Source organism: Pseudoalteromonas sp. NSLLW24, from assembly GCF_015864725.1.
In the GTDB taxonomy this organism is placed as follows: domain Bacteria; phylum Pseudomonadota; class Gammaproteobacteria; order Enterobacterales; family Alteromonadaceae; genus Pseudoalteromonas; species Pseudoalteromonas arctica.
Window position 1 is genome coordinate 1 of sequence record NZ_JADYWQ010000023.1, and the last position, 16,664, is coordinate 16,664.

The following is a 16,664-nucleotide window of genomic DNA, read 5'->3' on the forward strand; positions in this document are numbered from 1 at the left end:
TATATATGACAGCAAACCTGTCCCTGCTATCGTTGAATGACACCTTGCAATACTGGAGGAGACCATATATGAACTCTGGTTAAGAGATTTATTAACGTATTGAATCATGGTGATATTTAAATTTATTTTCTCTAGTCAGAGATTTTTAGTGAAAACAAGGCGAATTTACGCGTCAATAGCTGGCCTATTGCAAGTAAATTCAACGCTGTTAGCGCTGAAAATAGCTGCTTGAGATAGATTTATTATCCATAGTTCAGGTTATTTACAAATTCAAGATACAAAAAAACCAGTAAGCTAAAAACTTACTGGTTTTTTATTAACTTTAAATCAGTCTATTTAGTAAATTACCAAATTTTTACGCGATCTTCTGGTTTGATATACATTTTATCACCTTCTTTTACGTCAAACGCTTCGTAAAACTCAGGCATATTCGACAAGATACCGATTACACGGTAGTGACTTGGTGAATGAGGGTCTGTTAATAAACGATTACGTAACTCTTCATCGCGATAGTTACGACGCCAAATTTGTGACCAACCCATAAAGAAGCGTTGATCGCCTGTGTAACCATCAATCACTGGTGATTTTTTATCACCTAAAGACAGCATATACGCTTTATGCGCAACCGTTAAGCCACCTAAGTCACCAATGTTTTCGCCAAGCGTTAGCTCGCCATTAACACTTGCATCTTCAAACGGTTTATATTCGTTATACTGTGCAACTAAAGCCGCTGTACGCTCTTCAAATTGCTTAAGGTCAGTCTCACTCCACCAGTTACGTAAGTTGCCATCACCGTCGTATTTAGCACCTTGGTCGTCAAAACCATGACCAAGCTCATGCCCAATTACTGCACCAATTGCGCCGTAGTTTACAGCATCATCCGCTTCTAAATTAAAGAATGGCGGTTGTAAAATAGCTGCTGGAAATACAATTTCGTTGTTTACTGGATTGTAATACGCATTTACTGTTTGCGGAGTCATGTGCCACTCAGAGCGATCAACTGGTTTACCCAATTTAGCAATCATGTCTGCGTATGCCCATTCGCTATAACGAATGTAGTTACCTACTAGCTCATCTGAGTTAATATCCAGCTCTGAGTAATCTTTCCACGTGTCTGGGTAACCAATTTTAGGCGTAAATTTGTCTAGTTTTTCTTTCGCTGCAAGCTTTGTCTCAGGGCTCATCCACTCAAGGTTTTCGATAGCAACACCGTAACCTTTAATTACGTTATCAACTAATTCTTCCATGCGTGCTTTAGCTTCTGGCGGGAAGTTATCTTTAACGTATACCTTACCTAAAATTTCACCAAGTACACTGTTAGATGCATCAACCGCTTGCTTCCAAAGAGGTGCTTGTTCTTCTACGCCACGAAGTGTTGTGCTGTAAAAGTCAAAGTTAAGGTTAACTAAATCTTCACTAAGTAGCTCTGCATAACCACTTACAAAATGAAATTTTAAGTAGTTTTTCCACGTCGCTAAATCAGTGTCTTTGTAAATAGTAGCAAGTGCTTCTAAATAGCTAGGTTGGCGTACAATAATGTCACTTGCACTCACGCCAGCATCTTTAAAGAATGCAGCTAAATCAAGGTCACCCATCAGCTTGCTTGCATCTGCTACTGTCATCTTGTTATAAGATTTAGTTGCATCACGGCTTTGCACACGGCTCCACTGAGCATCAGCTAGTGTTTTTTCAAATGCAAGTACGCTCTTAGCAGCTTCTGCTGCACTTTTAACGCCTGACTTTGCTAAAACATCAGTGATGTATTGCTCGTAAGAAGCGCGAATTTTAGTGAATTTTTCGTCATCTTTTAAGTAATAATCACGATCTGGTAAACCAAGACCCGACTGAGATAAATACAATGCATACTCGCTTGAGTTTTTAGCATCGTTATTTACAAACCAACCAAACGGTAAAGTACCGCCTTGTTTTTGAATTTTAGCCATTAAACCCACTAAATCAGCTTTAGATTTAACGCTATCAATTGTATCTAATGACGGTTGTAATGGCGTAATACCTAGCTCATTACGCGCATCTTTATTCATATAGCTTTTATAAAATGCGCCAATTTTATACTCATCGCTGCCTTTTTTAGCGGCCTTATTCGCGGCTGCGTTTTCAAGGGCAATTTTCATCGCTTTTTGTGACTCATCATATAACTGCGAAAAAGAACCGTAGTTAGATTTATCACCTGGTATTTCAGTTTTAGCTAACCACTGACCATTTACATGGTAGTAAAAATCGTCTTGTGCGCGTACTGAACTATCCATATTAGCTAATTCAATACCAAGCTCTAGTGGTTTTTCAGCGGGTGCTGTTACTACTGGAGTGTCGGTTACTTTAGTTTCTTGTTGTTTTTCACCACAACCTACCAAGCCAAGCGCAAGTGCGATACTTGCAGCTGCCATTGTTACTTTATTCATAATTATTCCGTTTGTTAGTTAGAATTGAATCATACCAATCTGCTTATATATGGGGTCTATTTAACGTTAAGAAAATTACGCTAGAACCAAGCAAAAGTTTTTGTATCTAGTTGCTCTAAATAAAAAATTTTTAACGACGTTATAGTGCAATTTAATTCGTTAAATTGATCAAAGACTTATGCAGGTTGGTATCACATACCAACTCCATTAAATTCTTGAATATAGCAGGAGTAAAAATAGCACTGCCTACACGCTTTTACTTAATGGAATGGGTATCAAAGAGCTTTCGATCAATATAAAGCCCACGCAGTATCATAAACCTCATTAAGCCAACAATAAAATGGAATATGTAACAAAGTATTTTGAATGCGGTGAGCTGCCAAATTAGCCCCACCAATAACAAGATGGTGGGTAGTTAAGACTTACTTTTATTTTTTCCGTGAAGCGCTAAACGCTCTAGTTTTTCTTTTAAAGAAGGGGGTGCAGAAGATGCTATCGCGTTTAAGTAATCAGCTGTTTGCTCACTCATTTTACGTGAGTTGGTAACTGCAGGACTGCCCGACTTATTCGCTGTACTTAATCTCTGAGTTGCTTGAGGATTTGCAGTTATTTTTATTTGCCCGAGCTCTGCCATTCCGGCAGCTCTAAAATGTGAAAGCATATCCATTTTTAAATAATTAAGCCTAAGCGCGATAGGTGCAGACACCGCCTCTATCATTAGCGTGCCGTCTCGGTAATTACTGACTCGGCATTTGTCACCCAACTTAGGACCCAAAAAATCTTTTAATAGGGTTTGCTGTGTATCAAGTGCTTGGCTTTTGCCTGCATAAGCTGATAAACGATTATTTAACCCCGCCATAATATCGGTTAGCGGTTTTGGTGCATATCTATCTTTAGCCATTTTACACCTCGTAAAAGCTCACTTAGACCCAGAGATAATACTCCAAGTCTAAGTATACACTGCGTATTAATACTACGCGCCGGCTATTTGCATTTGCTCTATTAATACTGAGCCAGTTTGAATACCACCACGGCGTTCTATGTCACCACCAATAGCAGATATGCCTTTAAACATATCTTTTAAATTACCAGCAATGGTAATTTCGCTTACAGGATATTGAATTTCACCATTTTCAACCCAAAAACCAGCAGCACCACGAGAGTAATCACCCGTTACGGTATTTACGCCCTGCCCCATTAGCTCTGTAACTAATAAGCCGGTGCCCATCGTTTTTAACAGTGCAGTTAAATCGTTATGAGTTTGCTCAACAAGCCAGTTATGTATACCGCCAGCATGTCCTGTTGGGGTCATATTCATTTTACGCGCGGCATAACTTGCTAATAAATAAGTTTGTAGCTCGCCACCTTGAATAATTTCTCTATCGAATGTTTTAACGCCTTCGCTATCAAACGGTGACGACGCCAACCCTTTTAAAATATGTGGGCGCTCGGCAATATTCACACAATTACTAAATACTTGTGTGCCTAAGCTATCAAGTAAAAAACTTGATTTACGATAAAGCGCACCACCACCAATTGCCGACACTAAGTGACCAAATAATGAATTTGCAATATCGGCTCTAAAAATAACAGGCACTTTCATTGTGCCTAACTTTTGGCTATTTAATTTAGCCAATGTTTCAGCTGCTGCTTCAAGCCCAACTGCCGCTGCGTCATTTAAACCCGCTTGGTCGCGGGCAACAGTATAAGCAGAGTCGCGTTGCATCTGCTCGCCATCTTGACCTATTACCATCGTACTAATGCTATGACGAGTGCGTGGAAAGCCAGTTATCAAACCATGGCTGTTACCATAAACACGTAATCCTTGGTGAGATGAAAAACTCGCACCATCAGAGTTAACAATGCGCTCATCTGCGTTTAATGCAGCTTGCTCAGCAGCATGACAAAGCTCAATACCTTCTTCAGGGCTTACATCCCAAGGATGGTATAAATCTAAATCTTTAGGATTAAATTCAAGCAATTCTTTATCAGCAACGCCGTTAAATGGGTCATCCGATGTAAATTTGGCTATATCAATCGCTTTTTCGACTACCATGCGCAATGTTTTTGGATTTAAATCAGCGGTTGACGCCGAACCTTTATTATTACCAACGTATACACTAATGCCTAAGCCGCCGTCTTGGTTAAACTCAATGGTTTCTACTTCACCCATTCGTGTACTAACCGATAAACCAGACGTGCTAGACATAGCCGCTTCTGCAGCTGTTGCGCCTAATTTTTTGGCATGTTCGAGTACTTCTGCTACCGCATCTTTAACTTGCGATATTTGAGAATAAATTGGATCGTTTTGTTGGCTTTTCATAAATTAAGTCCTGAGCCTTAGAGGCATAATGCACGCATTTCTTATATTTAAATGCTAACACACTCAATGCATCACATCAGCTAATATTCCTAAGTATCATATTCATGTATAATGGCAAAAGTTATTTTTATTTAAGAGCACCCCATGGCAAAGAAAAAAGGCAAGCCTGCTGAAATTGAAGAAGAAATTGAATATGTATCAAGAACGGAACTTAAGCGCGAAGCGCAAGAGTTTCATCAGTTAGGTACTGAAATTGCCAAAATGGGTAAAAAACAGCGCGAACGCCTGCCATTAAATGACGATTTAAAAGCGGCAATGGTTGTTGCTGATAAAATAAGTAATAAAAGTGACGCGTACCGCCGTCACTTAAACTACATCGCTAAAACGTTGCGTACTGTAGAAAACATTGACGCTATTAGAGCGATTATCGATGTAATGCTTAATAAAAATAACCAAGCTGAAGTATTGGTCAAAAAAATTGAGCAATTACGTTCAGACCTAATTGAACAAGGTGATGACCTTATCAATGAGACTATTGAACAGTTTCCGTCTCTTGATCGTCAGCAAATGCGTCAATTGGTTCGTAATGCGGCAAAAGAAGCGAAAGCTGAAAAGCCGGGTAAAGGTTATAAAGAGTTATTTCAATATCTCAAAGATGCTCATACCGTTACGTATTAATTAGACCGCATTAATTGATATTTTATTAAAAAAGGTGCTTCGGCACCTTTTTTGTTATAGATCAAACCGCCTCACTGCGTACTTTTTTATAATCCCCCCCTAAATAAATACTTAGGTGCGCGTGATGATTAAACTTCCACACTGGGATCAAACCCTAATAAACAAATATAATGTGTCTGGCCCGCGTTATACCTCGTATCCCACAGCTCTATCACTGCGTGATGGGTATCAACAACAAGACCTACTAAGCGCTGTAGAATCGTCAACGAGTCGTTCACTTTCTCTATATATTCATATCCCGTTTTGTAGCCAGCTTTGCTACTACTGTGGTTGTAATAAAATAATTACCCGCCATCAATCTAAGGCAGATACGTACCTCGACTTTTTAGCAAAAGAAATTACTGCCCAAGCTCATTTATTTAAAAACTACACGGTTGAGCAATTACATTTAGGTGGCGGTACTCCCACCTTTTTAACCGCAAAACAAATGACTCGTCTAATTAAGCTTTTAGAGCAGCACTTTAATTTTACAAGCACAACAGAGCGCGGCATTGAAATAGACCCACGCTCACTTGCCGATAATATGCTCGTTGATTTAAGGATGCTTGGCTTTAACCGTGTCTCATTTGGGATTCAAGACTTTAACGACGACGTGCAACTTGCTGTTAATCGCCCGCAAAATGCAGATACGGTTAAGCAATTAATTACACAAGCTCGCGAGCTGGGATTTCAATCTATTAATGCAGATATGATTTACGGGCTTCCTCTGCAAACGCCAGAGAGCTTTAAGCAAACTATAGAGCAACTTATTGAGTTAAGCCCTGACCGAGTATCGGTGTTTAACTACGCGCATTTACCAGAGCGCTTTGCCGCACAGCGTAAGATTAAAGATGCAGATTTACCCAGTGCACATAATAAACTCACTATGTTTAAAAACACGCTGGAGCAGATGACGCAAGCAGGCTATCAATTTATTGGTATGGACCACTTTGCAAAAACCGATAACGAACTAGCTATTGCGCAAAATGAAGGCAAGTTACATCGTAATTTTCAAGGTTATACAACCCATGGAAATTGTGATTTATTAGGCTTAGGCGTGTCATCAATTTCACAAATTGGCACTGCCATTTTACAAAATCAAAAAGAATTAAAACATTATTACCACAGCATCGAAACACAAATCGGCTGTGCTCTTAATAAAGGTATGCACTTAACGCATGATGATGTAATTCGTGCTGATGCAATTAAGCAGCTCATTTGCCAGTTTGAATTAGATATACAAGACTTTAGCGAAAAGCATGCGCTTATATTTAATGACTACTTTGAGGATGCGTTAATTGCGCTTACGCCACTTATAAAAGATGAACTAGTCACTATAAATGATAATAAAATTAGCGTAACACCACGCGGCAACTTATTCATTCGTATTATTTGCATGTGCTTTGACGCTCATTTACAAAAACAAATAAATGCGACGCGTTTTTCACGAGTGATTTAGCAGATCACTAATTTAATGCTATTAGTATGAAAGTTTTTACGCATAAAAAAAGCAGACCAAGGTCTGCTTTTTTTGAGTACTCGAAAAATTAAAGCTAGTTAAAAACCACTTTATCGCTGCCAGGAGCGGCTTTAAACTCGATGATAATTTTAGCACAATCGGCTTTAACTTCATCTTTAAGTGTTTCTTCAGCTTGCCAGCGAGCCTTATCTAGCTTAAAAATCTCTTTTTTAGCATATTTTTTACGTGCATCGTGTGTCGGCATTTCTTTAACTACCTGGTACATTTTATAAATGCCAGGATATTGTGTCGTTAAATCACGCTCGCTCTCAAAGCCATATTGAGACATAAGTACCCAAATACGTAAACAGCCTTCAGAAAACTCACACTGCTCTTCATTCATTGCACGCGCAATTAAATGAATACTATCGGCTAGTTTGGCATTTCGCTTTAAACGCGACTTCTCAAGCTTTTGCTTTTGTTCAGCCTGCGTTTTAGCAATTAACTTTTTTTGCGCATTTAACTTATACAGCAACTGACCCGCATAAAATGCCAGACCAACTATTATAGCAGCGCCTAAAAGTAAGGCTAAAATTACCGCGGTACTCATTATTTATCCTTACTATTTGTCGTCTTCATCTAACCATTCGTTGGCTAAATCGTCAGATAAGTATTGATCGAAATCAGAATTGCCTTTGCTTTCAATATCATCTTCAAGGTCATCTTCAAATTCGTCTTCATCCTCGTCTTCAATACCAAGAATTTCACATAACGCCTGATGGCGAGCAATACGGCTATTAAAGTACTTAGCATCTTTACCAGTTAGCATTTCACCTTCTTCATGACGCTCTACTAATTTAAGTAAACGCTCGTCATTCTCAAGTGCTTCTAGCTCTTGTTCAGGTGTAAATTCAGGCTCGATTACCTTTTTCAGCTCAATAGTTGGCTTTAAGTTGCGTTTCATTTCAACTTTAGGCTCAGGCGCAGTTGCAATTAATGGTACCGGCTTTTTACTGCCTACACGCTTATCTTTCGGCGCGTGACCAGCATTATGGCTTTCGCTATCTAGTAAATCTGGCGCGTTACGAGAACCTGGCTTAGCACCTTTGGTTTTTTTAACTCGCTGCTCTTTTAATGCGCGCATTTCTTTAAGCTTATCTTGGCTTAAACGAACAGGTCCGTTTGCTGGGCTTTTGCGTGACTTTTTAGTTCTACTCATATCTTGATCATCTCACTTAAGAGGTTTTGAGCGAAGCGCAAATTAATGGGCATCGCAGTGCTGGCCTAGCCAGAAGAATTCAGTTTGCGCTTAGAGGTTGGGTCTCTCATTTAAAAGCGCCTTAGCTAATTAATCGCTAATTTTAAACGGTGGGTATTGTAACAGGACAAATAAAAAGGCGGTAGAGAAAACATCTCTACCGCCTGCTAATCTGAGCGCCATTATCTGGACACTTCTCCCTTCGACTTTTTTTAGTCTTTATTATTTTTATTATTATCAGTCCGTATTGTTATTATTTTTACGTTCCTTGTTACATTCCATTTTGTTTTTATTATTAAACTTCCATGAGTTTTTTATTATTTTCGGTCATCCTGACACTTTTTTATTATTTCCTTTAGTAGCACTAATCTTATGCTATGTAGTCATGCCGCGTTACTTTCCTTGATAGTTATTTCCGTTTTGTTATTGTTGTTTTGCGACAGTGGTTAATTTACTCGTTAATGATTTTGTTACAACTGGTTTATATAACTTTTATTATCTTTATTACATTGAGATATAAAAATAAACATAAATTACAATAAGTTAATCAATAATAAAAAATCAAAAGAAGACTTTTCTTACAACCAGACATGGTCAATGTCTTACATTAAAACGGACGATATCGTTAATTTTTGACACAAAAAAAGCAGCCTAGGCTGCTTTTTTTAACACATTGTAGTTTATTTATTATTAACTGCTAAATAAATACGACTTTAGTGTAAGCCACCTAAATACTGAGAAAGTACTTCGATGTCTTTATCTGTTAATTTTTTTGCAATATCGCCCATCATGCCATTTAAGTCATTATGACGAGTACCATCACGGAATTTTTCAAGTTGAGCCTTGATATATCCTGGATGCTGAAAAGAAATTTTTGGAAACTTAGCAAGTGACGAGCCATTACCACGTGGGCCATGACATGCTGCACATGATGGAATTCCACGTTCTGCATCGCCTGCTTTAAAAAGCATCTCGCCAACTTCAACAACATCTTTAGGTGTAGCACCTTCAGTCATGTTCATTGAAGAAAAATAAGCAGCTAGATCTTTCATGTCTTGCTCGCTAAGTGGCATAGCCATAGCGCTCATTACTGGATCCATACGCCCTTCTTTGCCGCCTGACGTCATACCTAATTTTAAATCCTGAAGTTGCTTAAGGATATAATCTGGATGTTGACCTGCAATTTTAGGGTAAATATTAACCGGCGCATTACCGTCTGGGCCGTGACAAGCCGCACACGTTGCTGATTTTTCTTTACCTGCGTTTACATCGCCATCAAATGCTGTTGCGTTGCTTGCTGACAACGCACCAAGCAATATTGTTAAAGATAGTGCTATTTTTTTCATGGTGAATTCTCTGTTTCCGACCCTGTATCATCTACAATCGTGATGTTGTAATACATATATTCTACACGATAATAAATTCTCTGGCACGTTTTCTACACATATTAAGCTTATAATTTACAGGGTTTTGACTTAGATTAAGCTTTAACATGTTTTAAATGTACCATAGGTGCTGTTTTTAGGTGGTTAAATACGCTTTTTAATACATCCTTTATAGTATAAAATACGCGCCCTGAGTGAATTTGGTTTACTCAACGTTATTTATTTAAGTTTTAGGAGAGCCTGTGCTCAAATCTCGTATCAAATATAATACTGCGTCTTTCGTAACAAGCGCTCCCGACATTACTAAATTACCTGCTGATACGGGAATTGAAGTTGCGTTTGCCGGTCGCTCCAACGCAGGTAAGTCGAGTGCATTAAATGCATTAACCGATCAGAAGCTAGCACGTACAAGTAAAACACCTGGACGTACTCAGCTAATCAATACATTCGATTTAGCTGATGTTGACGATATGCGCCTTATCGATTTACCAGGCTATGGTTTTGCTAAAGTACCAATCGAAATGAAAAAGAAATGGCAAAAATCGCTAGGCGAATACCTACAAAAGCGTCAAAGCCTAAAAGGTATTGTTATTTTAATGGATATTCGTCATCCATTAAAAGATTTAGACCGCGATTTAATTAATTGGGCTATTGGTAGTGAAATTCCAGTATTGGCACTATTAACTAAAGCCGATAAATTAAAGCAAGGCCCTCGTAAATCACAAGTACTGCAAGTTCGTCGTGAATTAAGCACGCTTGATGGGGATATTACAGTTCATGCATTTTCATCATTAAAAGGCACGGGTTTACCAGAAGTAGCTAAAAAACTAGATGAATGGTTTTTAGGTCCTGTTATTGCTGTACCACCTACCGATGAAACAATCACAGACGAAACTAACCCAGAGGCTTAAACGCTGGCGTTACGATAAATAAAACTGCTTTCCTGCAGATTTAATAAAATAGCCGAGTTTATCAGACTCGGCTTTTTCAGCCCACTGATAATATACGCTTCGCGCAACACGCGCACTACAGCCATAAGGTAGCTTTAGATAAGGTACTTTTGACCCTTTATAGTCTTTTATAACTAAAGGCTGCTGAGCGCTCACCAACCACTGCCTAGCTAAATTATCAATACAACACAACACCTGCCCTTGCACTGTATTTTCAAAACGCCAATCAACAATAATAAACGGCGCATCATCAACCGTTATTGTTATTTTTTCGACAGGTGTTTTTAAATAAAATTGCTCACCTTCTTTACATAGAACAGAAGCAAACAGCTTCACCATGGCTGGGCGTGTTATTTCGCTGCCATCGTAAAACCATTTCCCCTCATGATTAATGACAATTGGCAGTTCACCACAATGATTAGGCTGCCAACTATCAAAAGGTTTGCTTGGCTCGCTTAATTGCTTGCTAAGCTCACTTAAAGAAATCACTGTTTTTTAAGTGTAATTGCAAATGTAACAGGCACTGCTGTTGCAATTGAAGGTAAGCCCGCTAGCTCTTGCAGCTTTTTAACGCCTTCAGTTACACCAAAATCATCACTATTAATAATAATAGGTGTTAATGATGATACCGTTAAATCACCACTTTGCGTGCTGTTAACGAGTACATCAATTGCCAATGGCTTTTTATTACCGTGAAAATCAAGCTCAGCTTTAATACCCTTCAATACATATTGACCAGGCTTTTTAATATTGCTCAGTTCTTTAGTTAAATTTGCAGTTAAAACAGCATTTGGAAATTTAGCCGCTTCGAATAAAAATGTCGTTAAACGCTCATTACGAATAGGAATTAGAGTTTCGGCTGATGTTAAATCAACATTAACGCTAAACTCGCCTTTATCAGAAAGCATACCTTCAAGGTTAGTAAAATGGTGAGCTTCAGCAATCGAATCTTTTTTAATTGAAACAAAGCTTAGTTGGCTTTTATCATTCACTAGCTGCCAATTGGCCTGAGCAACATTAGAAATAACTAAACTTGATAAAGAAAAACCTGCAATAGCTAATGCTTTAAACATAACGCACTCCTTAGTAATAAAATGAAAAGAATAAAAATAATATCACTTCGATGGTATCACCTGCGATGTACCCAAACCACCTCGAAATGACGAATGAATAATACAATTGGTATAGCGCAATAAAGAATTAATTAGATAGGATTTTCAGGCGTAAAACAAAAAACGGCCCACCAAACAAGTTGGTAGGCCGGTATAGCAAACTGGGGAGAAGCTATCAATTTGTTGCACCCTTTCAGATGCATCATCAACAGGATGTCCTACAGGATAGGACAGGCGGGACTTTAACAAAAGCACGCATTAAAATACAATCATATTCCTGTAAAACAGCTCGAATTGACGAACATATAACTATTTAATACAAATAGTTGCTTAAATTAACCTTATTTTAACTAAAGCTTGCATATACCTGATTGAATCGCTGTTATTCGCCATTTTTATTAAACATAAAAAAAGCGCCAAAAGGCGCTTTAATTAAAATGCTCAAATTGCATTAATGAGCTTGTTCCCAGTTGTCACCTTCATCAGCTTCAACTATAAGTGGTACATCTAGCGCAGCAGCTTGCGACATCAGTTCACAAATGTGTTTTGTATACTGTGGTGCGCAGTCTGTTTTGATTTCAAATACTAATTCATCGTGCACTTGCATAAGCAGCTTAATTGTATTTGGCGCTTGTTCGTGTACCCAGCGGTTAACGCTCAGCATTGCCTTTTTAATAATATCGGCGGCAGTACCTTGCATTGGTGCGTTTATAGCAGCACGTTCGGCTCCTTTTCTACGCGCCCCATTACGTGCGTTTATTTCTGGTAAATGTAGGCGACGACCAAATATTGTTTCAACGTAGCCATTTTCAGCCGCTTTTTCGCGTGTTGTTTCCATGTACTCTAATACACCTGGAAAACGCTCAAAGTATTTATCTATGTAATGCTGCGCTTCGTGGCGTGGCACATCTAGTTGACGTGCTAAACCAAATGCCGACATACCGTAAATTAAGCCAAAGTTTACTGCTTTCGCCTTACGGCGCATATCGGTAGTTACATCATCAAGCTCTACACCAAATACTTCAGCGGCAGTTGCACTATGTACATCTAAGCCGTTCGCAAATGCATTTAATAGACCTTTGTCTTGTGAAAGATGCGCCATAATACGCAGCTCAATTTGACTGTAATCGGCAGCAACAATTTTATAACCATCTGCGGCTATAAACGCTTCACGAATACGACGTCCTTCTTCTGAACGAATAGGAATATTTTGTAAATTAGGATCAGTTGAACTCAAGCGCCCCGTAGCTGTAATTGCCTGATGATAAGACGTATGTACACGCTGGGTTTTCTCATTCACCATTAATGGTAATTTATCGGTGTAAGTTGATTTAAGCTTTGATAAACCACGATGCTCTATAATTACTTTAGGTAGCGGATAATCATGAGCAAGTTCTTGCAGTACTTCTTCTGCGGTAGAAGGTGCACCTTTAGGCGTTTTTTTAATAATAGGCAGCCCAAGCTTTTCAAACAACAGTACCTGTAGCTGTTTTGGTGAACTTAAGTTAAATGGTTCGCCTGCTATTTCAAATGCTTCTTTTTCAAGCTCAATTAAACGCTCGCCTAAACGTTGGCTGTGCGCTGCAAGCATATTGCTATCTATCGCAACACCGGTGCGTTCAATATCAGAAATCACACTAATAAGTGGCATTTCTATATCTTCAAATACCGATTTTAGCTTTTCATCAGCTGCTATTTTTGGCCAAAGCACTTCGTGTAAACGCAAAGTAATATCGGCATCTTCTGCGGCGTAAGGCGCTGCTTTTTCAAGTTCAATTTGGTTAAAGGTAAGTTGCTTTTTACCTTTGCCAGCAATATCTTCAAAGCTAATATTTTTATGACCTAGGTATTTAAGTGCTAGCGAGTCCATATCGTGACGCGTGCCTACACTATTAAATACATACGACTCAAGCATGGTGTCAAACTTAATACCATTTAGCGCAAAACCTGCATTCGCTAATACACTTTTGTCATATTTAAGGTTTTGCCCTACTTTAGCTTTGTTTTCATCTGCCAAAATTGGACCTAGCTTTTGCATTACAAATTCAAGGCTTAATTGCTCAGGCGCACCTGGGTAGTCATGCGCTACCGGTAAATACACAGCTTCACCCGCTTTTACGGCAAAGCTCATACCCACCAATTGCGCTTTCATGTAATCAAGGCTGGTTGTTTCAGTATCAAATGCAAATAACTCAGCACTATTTAATTGATTTATCAGCGTATCAAATTGCGCCTCAGTTAAAATAGTTTCGTAATGAGCATCTTCTACTTTTGGTAATTCAGTGGCTTGGGTAGGTACAGCTAAATGTGTTTCAGCATCTTTAGGATTATCAAGTAATTCAGCTAACCAACGACGGAATTCGCACTCACCATATAATGCAATTAATTCGTCTTTGTTAGGCTCTTGAAGTTTGAATGTATCAAGATCAGATTCAACTTCAACATCACACTTAATTGTCGCAAGTTCGTAGCTTAAAGGCAGATGATCAAGAGCAATTGCTAACTTTTCGCCTATTTTACCTTTAATCTCACTGGCGTGATCCATTACACCTTGAAGAGAACCATATTTTTCTAACCATTTAACTGCAGTTTTAGGACCACAACCTTCAACACCCGGAATATTATCGACCTTATCACCCATTAATGCTAAGTAATCAATAATAAGTTCAGGGCCTACACCAAACTTTTCAACCACGGTAACGGGATCTGAAATACTGTCAGTCATCGTGTTTATTAGCGTAACGTGTTCATTAACAAGCTGTGCCATGTCTTTATCGCCAGTAGAGACGAGTACATGTCGTTTTTGCTCTGACGCTATACGTGCAAATGTACCAATAACATCATCAGCTTCAACGCCTTCAATACTAATTAGCGGAAAGCCCATCGCTTTAATAATACTGTGTATTGGTGCTATTTGAGTGCGTAAGTCATCCGGCATAGGCGGACGATTTGCCTTATACTCGCTATACATATCGTTACGGAACGTTTTACCTTTAGCATCAAATATAACCACCATATGTGAGGGATCGTATTGTCTGATCAAGCTTTTAAGCATGTTGATCACGCCATAAATAGCGCCCGTAGCTTCACCTTTAGAATTAGTTAAATGCGGCGGAGAATGATAAGCACGAAATAAATATGACGAGCCATCAACTAAAATAAGTGGGTTTTCGGGGATCTGAGCCATGGTGAATTTGGATCCTAAATGCAAAAAATTAAGGTAATTATAAGCATGCCATAAGGTAGTAAATAAAACGACAGTGAATTACTGCTTATCGTGTTATTAAAACTATAGCAAGCTGTGGATAAGTGTGTAGATAACAGCCACGAGCTATTCTTCCAAAGCATTATAAAATGCCTAGAAAATACTTTAACTGTATGTTTTAATTTAAAAAAGATAATACGAGGTTCTTTTTTTATTATTTTAAACCAATGTGGAAAAAGGTTTTCTAACGACTGCTTGTGTTGTTATTCACTTTGATTATTCGCGTCCATTTAAATAACCGGAGGAGTATTCTAGCACAATGGATCGAAGATCATAGCGATCCTTTATAATTTTTTTAAAGGCAAAGTGATCGCAAATGGCATAAACCGCAATACAACTTGCATAGAGAATGATTTTTGTACTAAAAATTTATTTTCGCGAGAAATTTTGAGCATGTTAGACTTCATCCGATCGACTTATAAAAAAGACTTTAGGGGCACAAAAGCATGAAAAACGTAGCGGTAATATTAGCAGGGTCTGGTGTGTACGATGGTAGTGAAATTAATGAAGCAATTTTAACTTTATTACATATAGCCAAAAATGGCGCAACGTATCAGTGTTTTGCACCGGATATTGAACAACTTCATACCATTAACCATTTAACGGGCGAAGTAATGCCTGATAAACGTAATGTATTAACAGAAGCGGCTCGTATTGCACGGGGTGACATTAAATCGCTGCTTGAACTAGACGTAACTCAGTTTGACGCATTAATTGTACCTGGCGGTTTTGGCGCTGCAAAAAACTTATGTGACTTTGCAATTAAAGGCGCAAAAGCAAATATTAATGAAGACGTACTTAATGCTTGTAAATCATTTGCAAAAGAAAATAAGCCTGCTGGTTATATGTGTATTGCACCCGCTTTGATCCCATTTATTTACGATAACGCTGTACTTACTATTGGTAACGATGCAGAGACAGCACAAGCGCTAAGCACATTAGGCGCTAAACATATAAATTGTGCAGTAGATGATGTTGTTATTGATCAGCCAAATAAGCTAGTTACAACCCCAGCTTATATGCTTGCGCAATCAATTATTGAAGCCGATGCAGGGATCGAAAAACTAGTTAGTAGCGTATTATCAATAAATTGATCTTAGGATCTAAAAGTTAATTGTATGACTGTTTGCGCTTATTAAATTGCTTAACAAAAAACAGTAAATAATTAAATTTTATTGCGTTAACGCAAAAAGTAGTCAGTTTTATTAATAAAAACGCCTCTTAGCATTTTATAAATTGGCTCAGAGAGTTATAATCGGTTTAATTTCCGTCATCTTTAATCGTGATTGATCACGTTCAAATCGAAGTGAGCAAGGCAAAATGAAAAAATTAACAGCTGCAGCATTATTAATGCTAGCAACCACTGCATACGCACAGCCATATGATAACTCTATGACTGAAGATGCAATTAAAGCACGTCTCGCGCCGGTTGGTGCTGTATACCTTGAAGGCGATAAAGCTGCTGTAGCAGCGGCGCCTACAGGCCCTCGTTCTGGTGAGCAAGTGTATCAAGGTGCATGTTTTGCATGTCACGGTACTGGTGCACTAGGCGCGCCTAAATCGCCTGACGATTGGGCTCCACGTATAGCTAAAGGTAAAGACACTTTACTTGAGCATGCACTAAATGGCTTTAATGCGATGCCTCCAAAAGGCACCTGTATGGATTGTTCTGATGATGAGATAAGCGCTGCCATCGACTTCATGACATCTAAGTAAATACAGCTGAAATACACAAAAAAGGTTTACTTCGGTAAGCCTTTTTTAATACCTAAAAT

The 16,664-nt window shown here is 38.6% G+C and carries 14 protein-coding genes; 5 read left to right on the forward strand and 9 right to left on the reverse strand.

The annotated features are described in order from the left end of the window. Window positions 1–344: 344 nt before the first annotated feature. From I6E72_RS17955 to pmbA, 3 genes are all read right to left on the reverse strand, one after another. Window positions 345–2,420, reverse strand: a complete 2,076-nt coding sequence (locus tag I6E72_RS17955) for a M13 family metallopeptidase (protein WP_197113538.1) — start codon at window positions 2,418–2,420, stop codon at window positions 345–347. A 415-nt stretch (window positions 2,421–2,835) separates the two neighbouring features. Further along, window positions 2,836–3,321 carry a DUF721 domain-containing protein gene (locus I6E72_RS17960; RefSeq protein WP_024589904.1) on the reverse strand — a complete coding sequence of 162 codons (486 nt, stop codon included), beginning with the start codon at window positions 3,319–3,321 and terminating at the stop codon, window positions 2,836–2,838. Between the two features lie 72 nt (window positions 3,322–3,393). Then, window positions 3,394–4,743, reverse strand: coding sequence for a metalloprotease PmbA (gene pmbA, locus I6E72_RS17965; protein ID WP_007582066.1), 1,350 nt, complete (start codon window positions 4,741–4,743; stop codon window positions 3,394–3,396). Window positions 4,744–4,887: 144 nt separating this feature from the next. Here pmbA and yjgA point away from each other — a divergent pair, with 144 nt between their 5' ends. Both yjgA and hemN read left to right on the forward strand, forming a co-directional pair. Next, a complete protein-coding gene (gene yjgA, locus I6E72_RS17970) occupies window positions 4,888–5,421 on the forward strand; it encodes a ribosome biogenesis factor YjgA (RefSeq protein ID WP_007582068.1) in 534 nt (177 codons plus the stop codon). A 124-nt stretch (window positions 5,422–5,545) separates the two neighbouring features. Continuing rightward, complete coding sequence (gene hemN / locus I6E72_RS17975) at window positions 5,546–6,919, forward strand: oxygen-independent coproporphyrinogen III oxidase (RefSeq protein WP_197113541.1); 1,374 nt, start codon at window positions 5,546–5,548, stop codon at window positions 6,917–6,919. Between the two features lie 94 nt (window positions 6,920–7,013). Here hemN and I6E72_RS17980 read toward each other — a convergent pair whose 3' ends face one another. The 3 genes from I6E72_RS17980 to I6E72_RS17990 form a co-directional block, all read right to left on the reverse strand. After that, window positions 7,014–7,529: a DUF2489 domain-containing protein gene (locus tag I6E72_RS17980; RefSeq protein ID WP_010553820.1), complete on the reverse strand. Its 516-nt coding sequence runs from the start codon at window positions 7,527–7,529 to the stop codon at window positions 7,014–7,016. A 12-nt stretch (window positions 7,530–7,541) separates the two neighbouring features. Next, a complete protein-coding gene (gene yihI / locus I6E72_RS17985; RefSeq protein ID WP_007582074.1) occupies window positions 7,542–8,138 on the reverse strand; it encodes a Der GTPase-activating protein YihI in 597 nt (198 codons plus the stop codon). A gap of 752 nt (window positions 8,139–8,890) precedes the next feature. After that, window positions 8,891–9,523 (reverse strand): c-type cytochrome, encoded by a 633-nt coding sequence (locus I6E72_RS17990; RefSeq protein WP_007582080.1) that lies wholly within the window; start codon window positions 9,521–9,523, stop codon window positions 8,891–8,893. A 281-nt stretch (window positions 9,524–9,804) separates the two neighbouring features. Between I6E72_RS17990 and yihA the strand changes: the two genes are divergently transcribed. Further along, window positions 9,805–10,473 carry a ribosome biogenesis GTP-binding protein YihA/YsxC gene (gene yihA, locus I6E72_RS17995; protein ID WP_007377272.1) on the forward strand — a complete coding sequence of 223 codons (669 nt, stop codon included), beginning with the start codon at window positions 9,805–9,807 and terminating at the stop codon, window positions 10,471–10,473. 9 nt (window positions 10,474–10,482) lie between these two features. On the opposite strand, the gene I6E72_RS18000 is transcribed toward yihA, so the two are convergent. The 3 genes from I6E72_RS18000 to polA all read right to left on the reverse strand — a co-directional run bounded on the left by I6E72_RS18000 (window position 10,483) and on the right by polA (window position 14,811). Then, window positions 10,483–11,001 carry a DUF1285 domain-containing protein gene (locus I6E72_RS18000; protein ID WP_010553821.1) on the reverse strand — a complete coding sequence of 173 codons (519 nt, stop codon included), beginning with the start codon at window positions 10,999–11,001 and terminating at the stop codon, window positions 10,483–10,485. Continuing rightward, window positions 10,998–11,585 carry a YceI family protein gene (locus tag I6E72_RS18005; protein WP_007582084.1) on the reverse strand — a complete coding sequence of 196 codons (588 nt, stop codon included), beginning with the start codon at window positions 11,583–11,585 and terminating at the stop codon, window positions 10,998–11,000. Before I6E72_RS18005 ends, I6E72_RS18000 begins: the two co-directional genes overlap by 4 nt. A 490-nt stretch (window positions 11,586–12,075) precedes the next feature. Continuing rightward, window positions 12,076–14,811, reverse strand: coding sequence for a DNA polymerase I (gene polA / locus I6E72_RS18010; protein ID WP_101216532.1), 2,736 nt, complete (start codon window positions 14,809–14,811; stop codon window positions 12,076–12,078). Between the two features lie 524 nt (window positions 14,812–15,335). On the opposite strand from polA, the gene elbB reads away from it, so the two are divergent. Both elbB and I6E72_RS18020 read left to right on the forward strand, forming a co-directional pair. After that, entirely contained in the window at window positions 15,336–15,983 is a 648-nt protein-coding gene (gene elbB, locus I6E72_RS18015; RefSeq protein ID WP_007582090.1) for an isoprenoid biosynthesis glyoxalase ElbB, read from the forward strand. 226 nt (window positions 15,984–16,209) lie between these two features. Continuing rightward, window positions 16,210–16,605 carry a c-type cytochrome gene (locus tag I6E72_RS18020; RefSeq protein ID WP_007582093.1) on the forward strand — a complete coding sequence of 132 codons (396 nt, stop codon included), beginning with the start codon at window positions 16,210–16,212 and terminating at the stop codon, window positions 16,603–16,605. The last annotated feature ends 59 nt before the right edge of the window (window positions 16,606–16,664 follow it).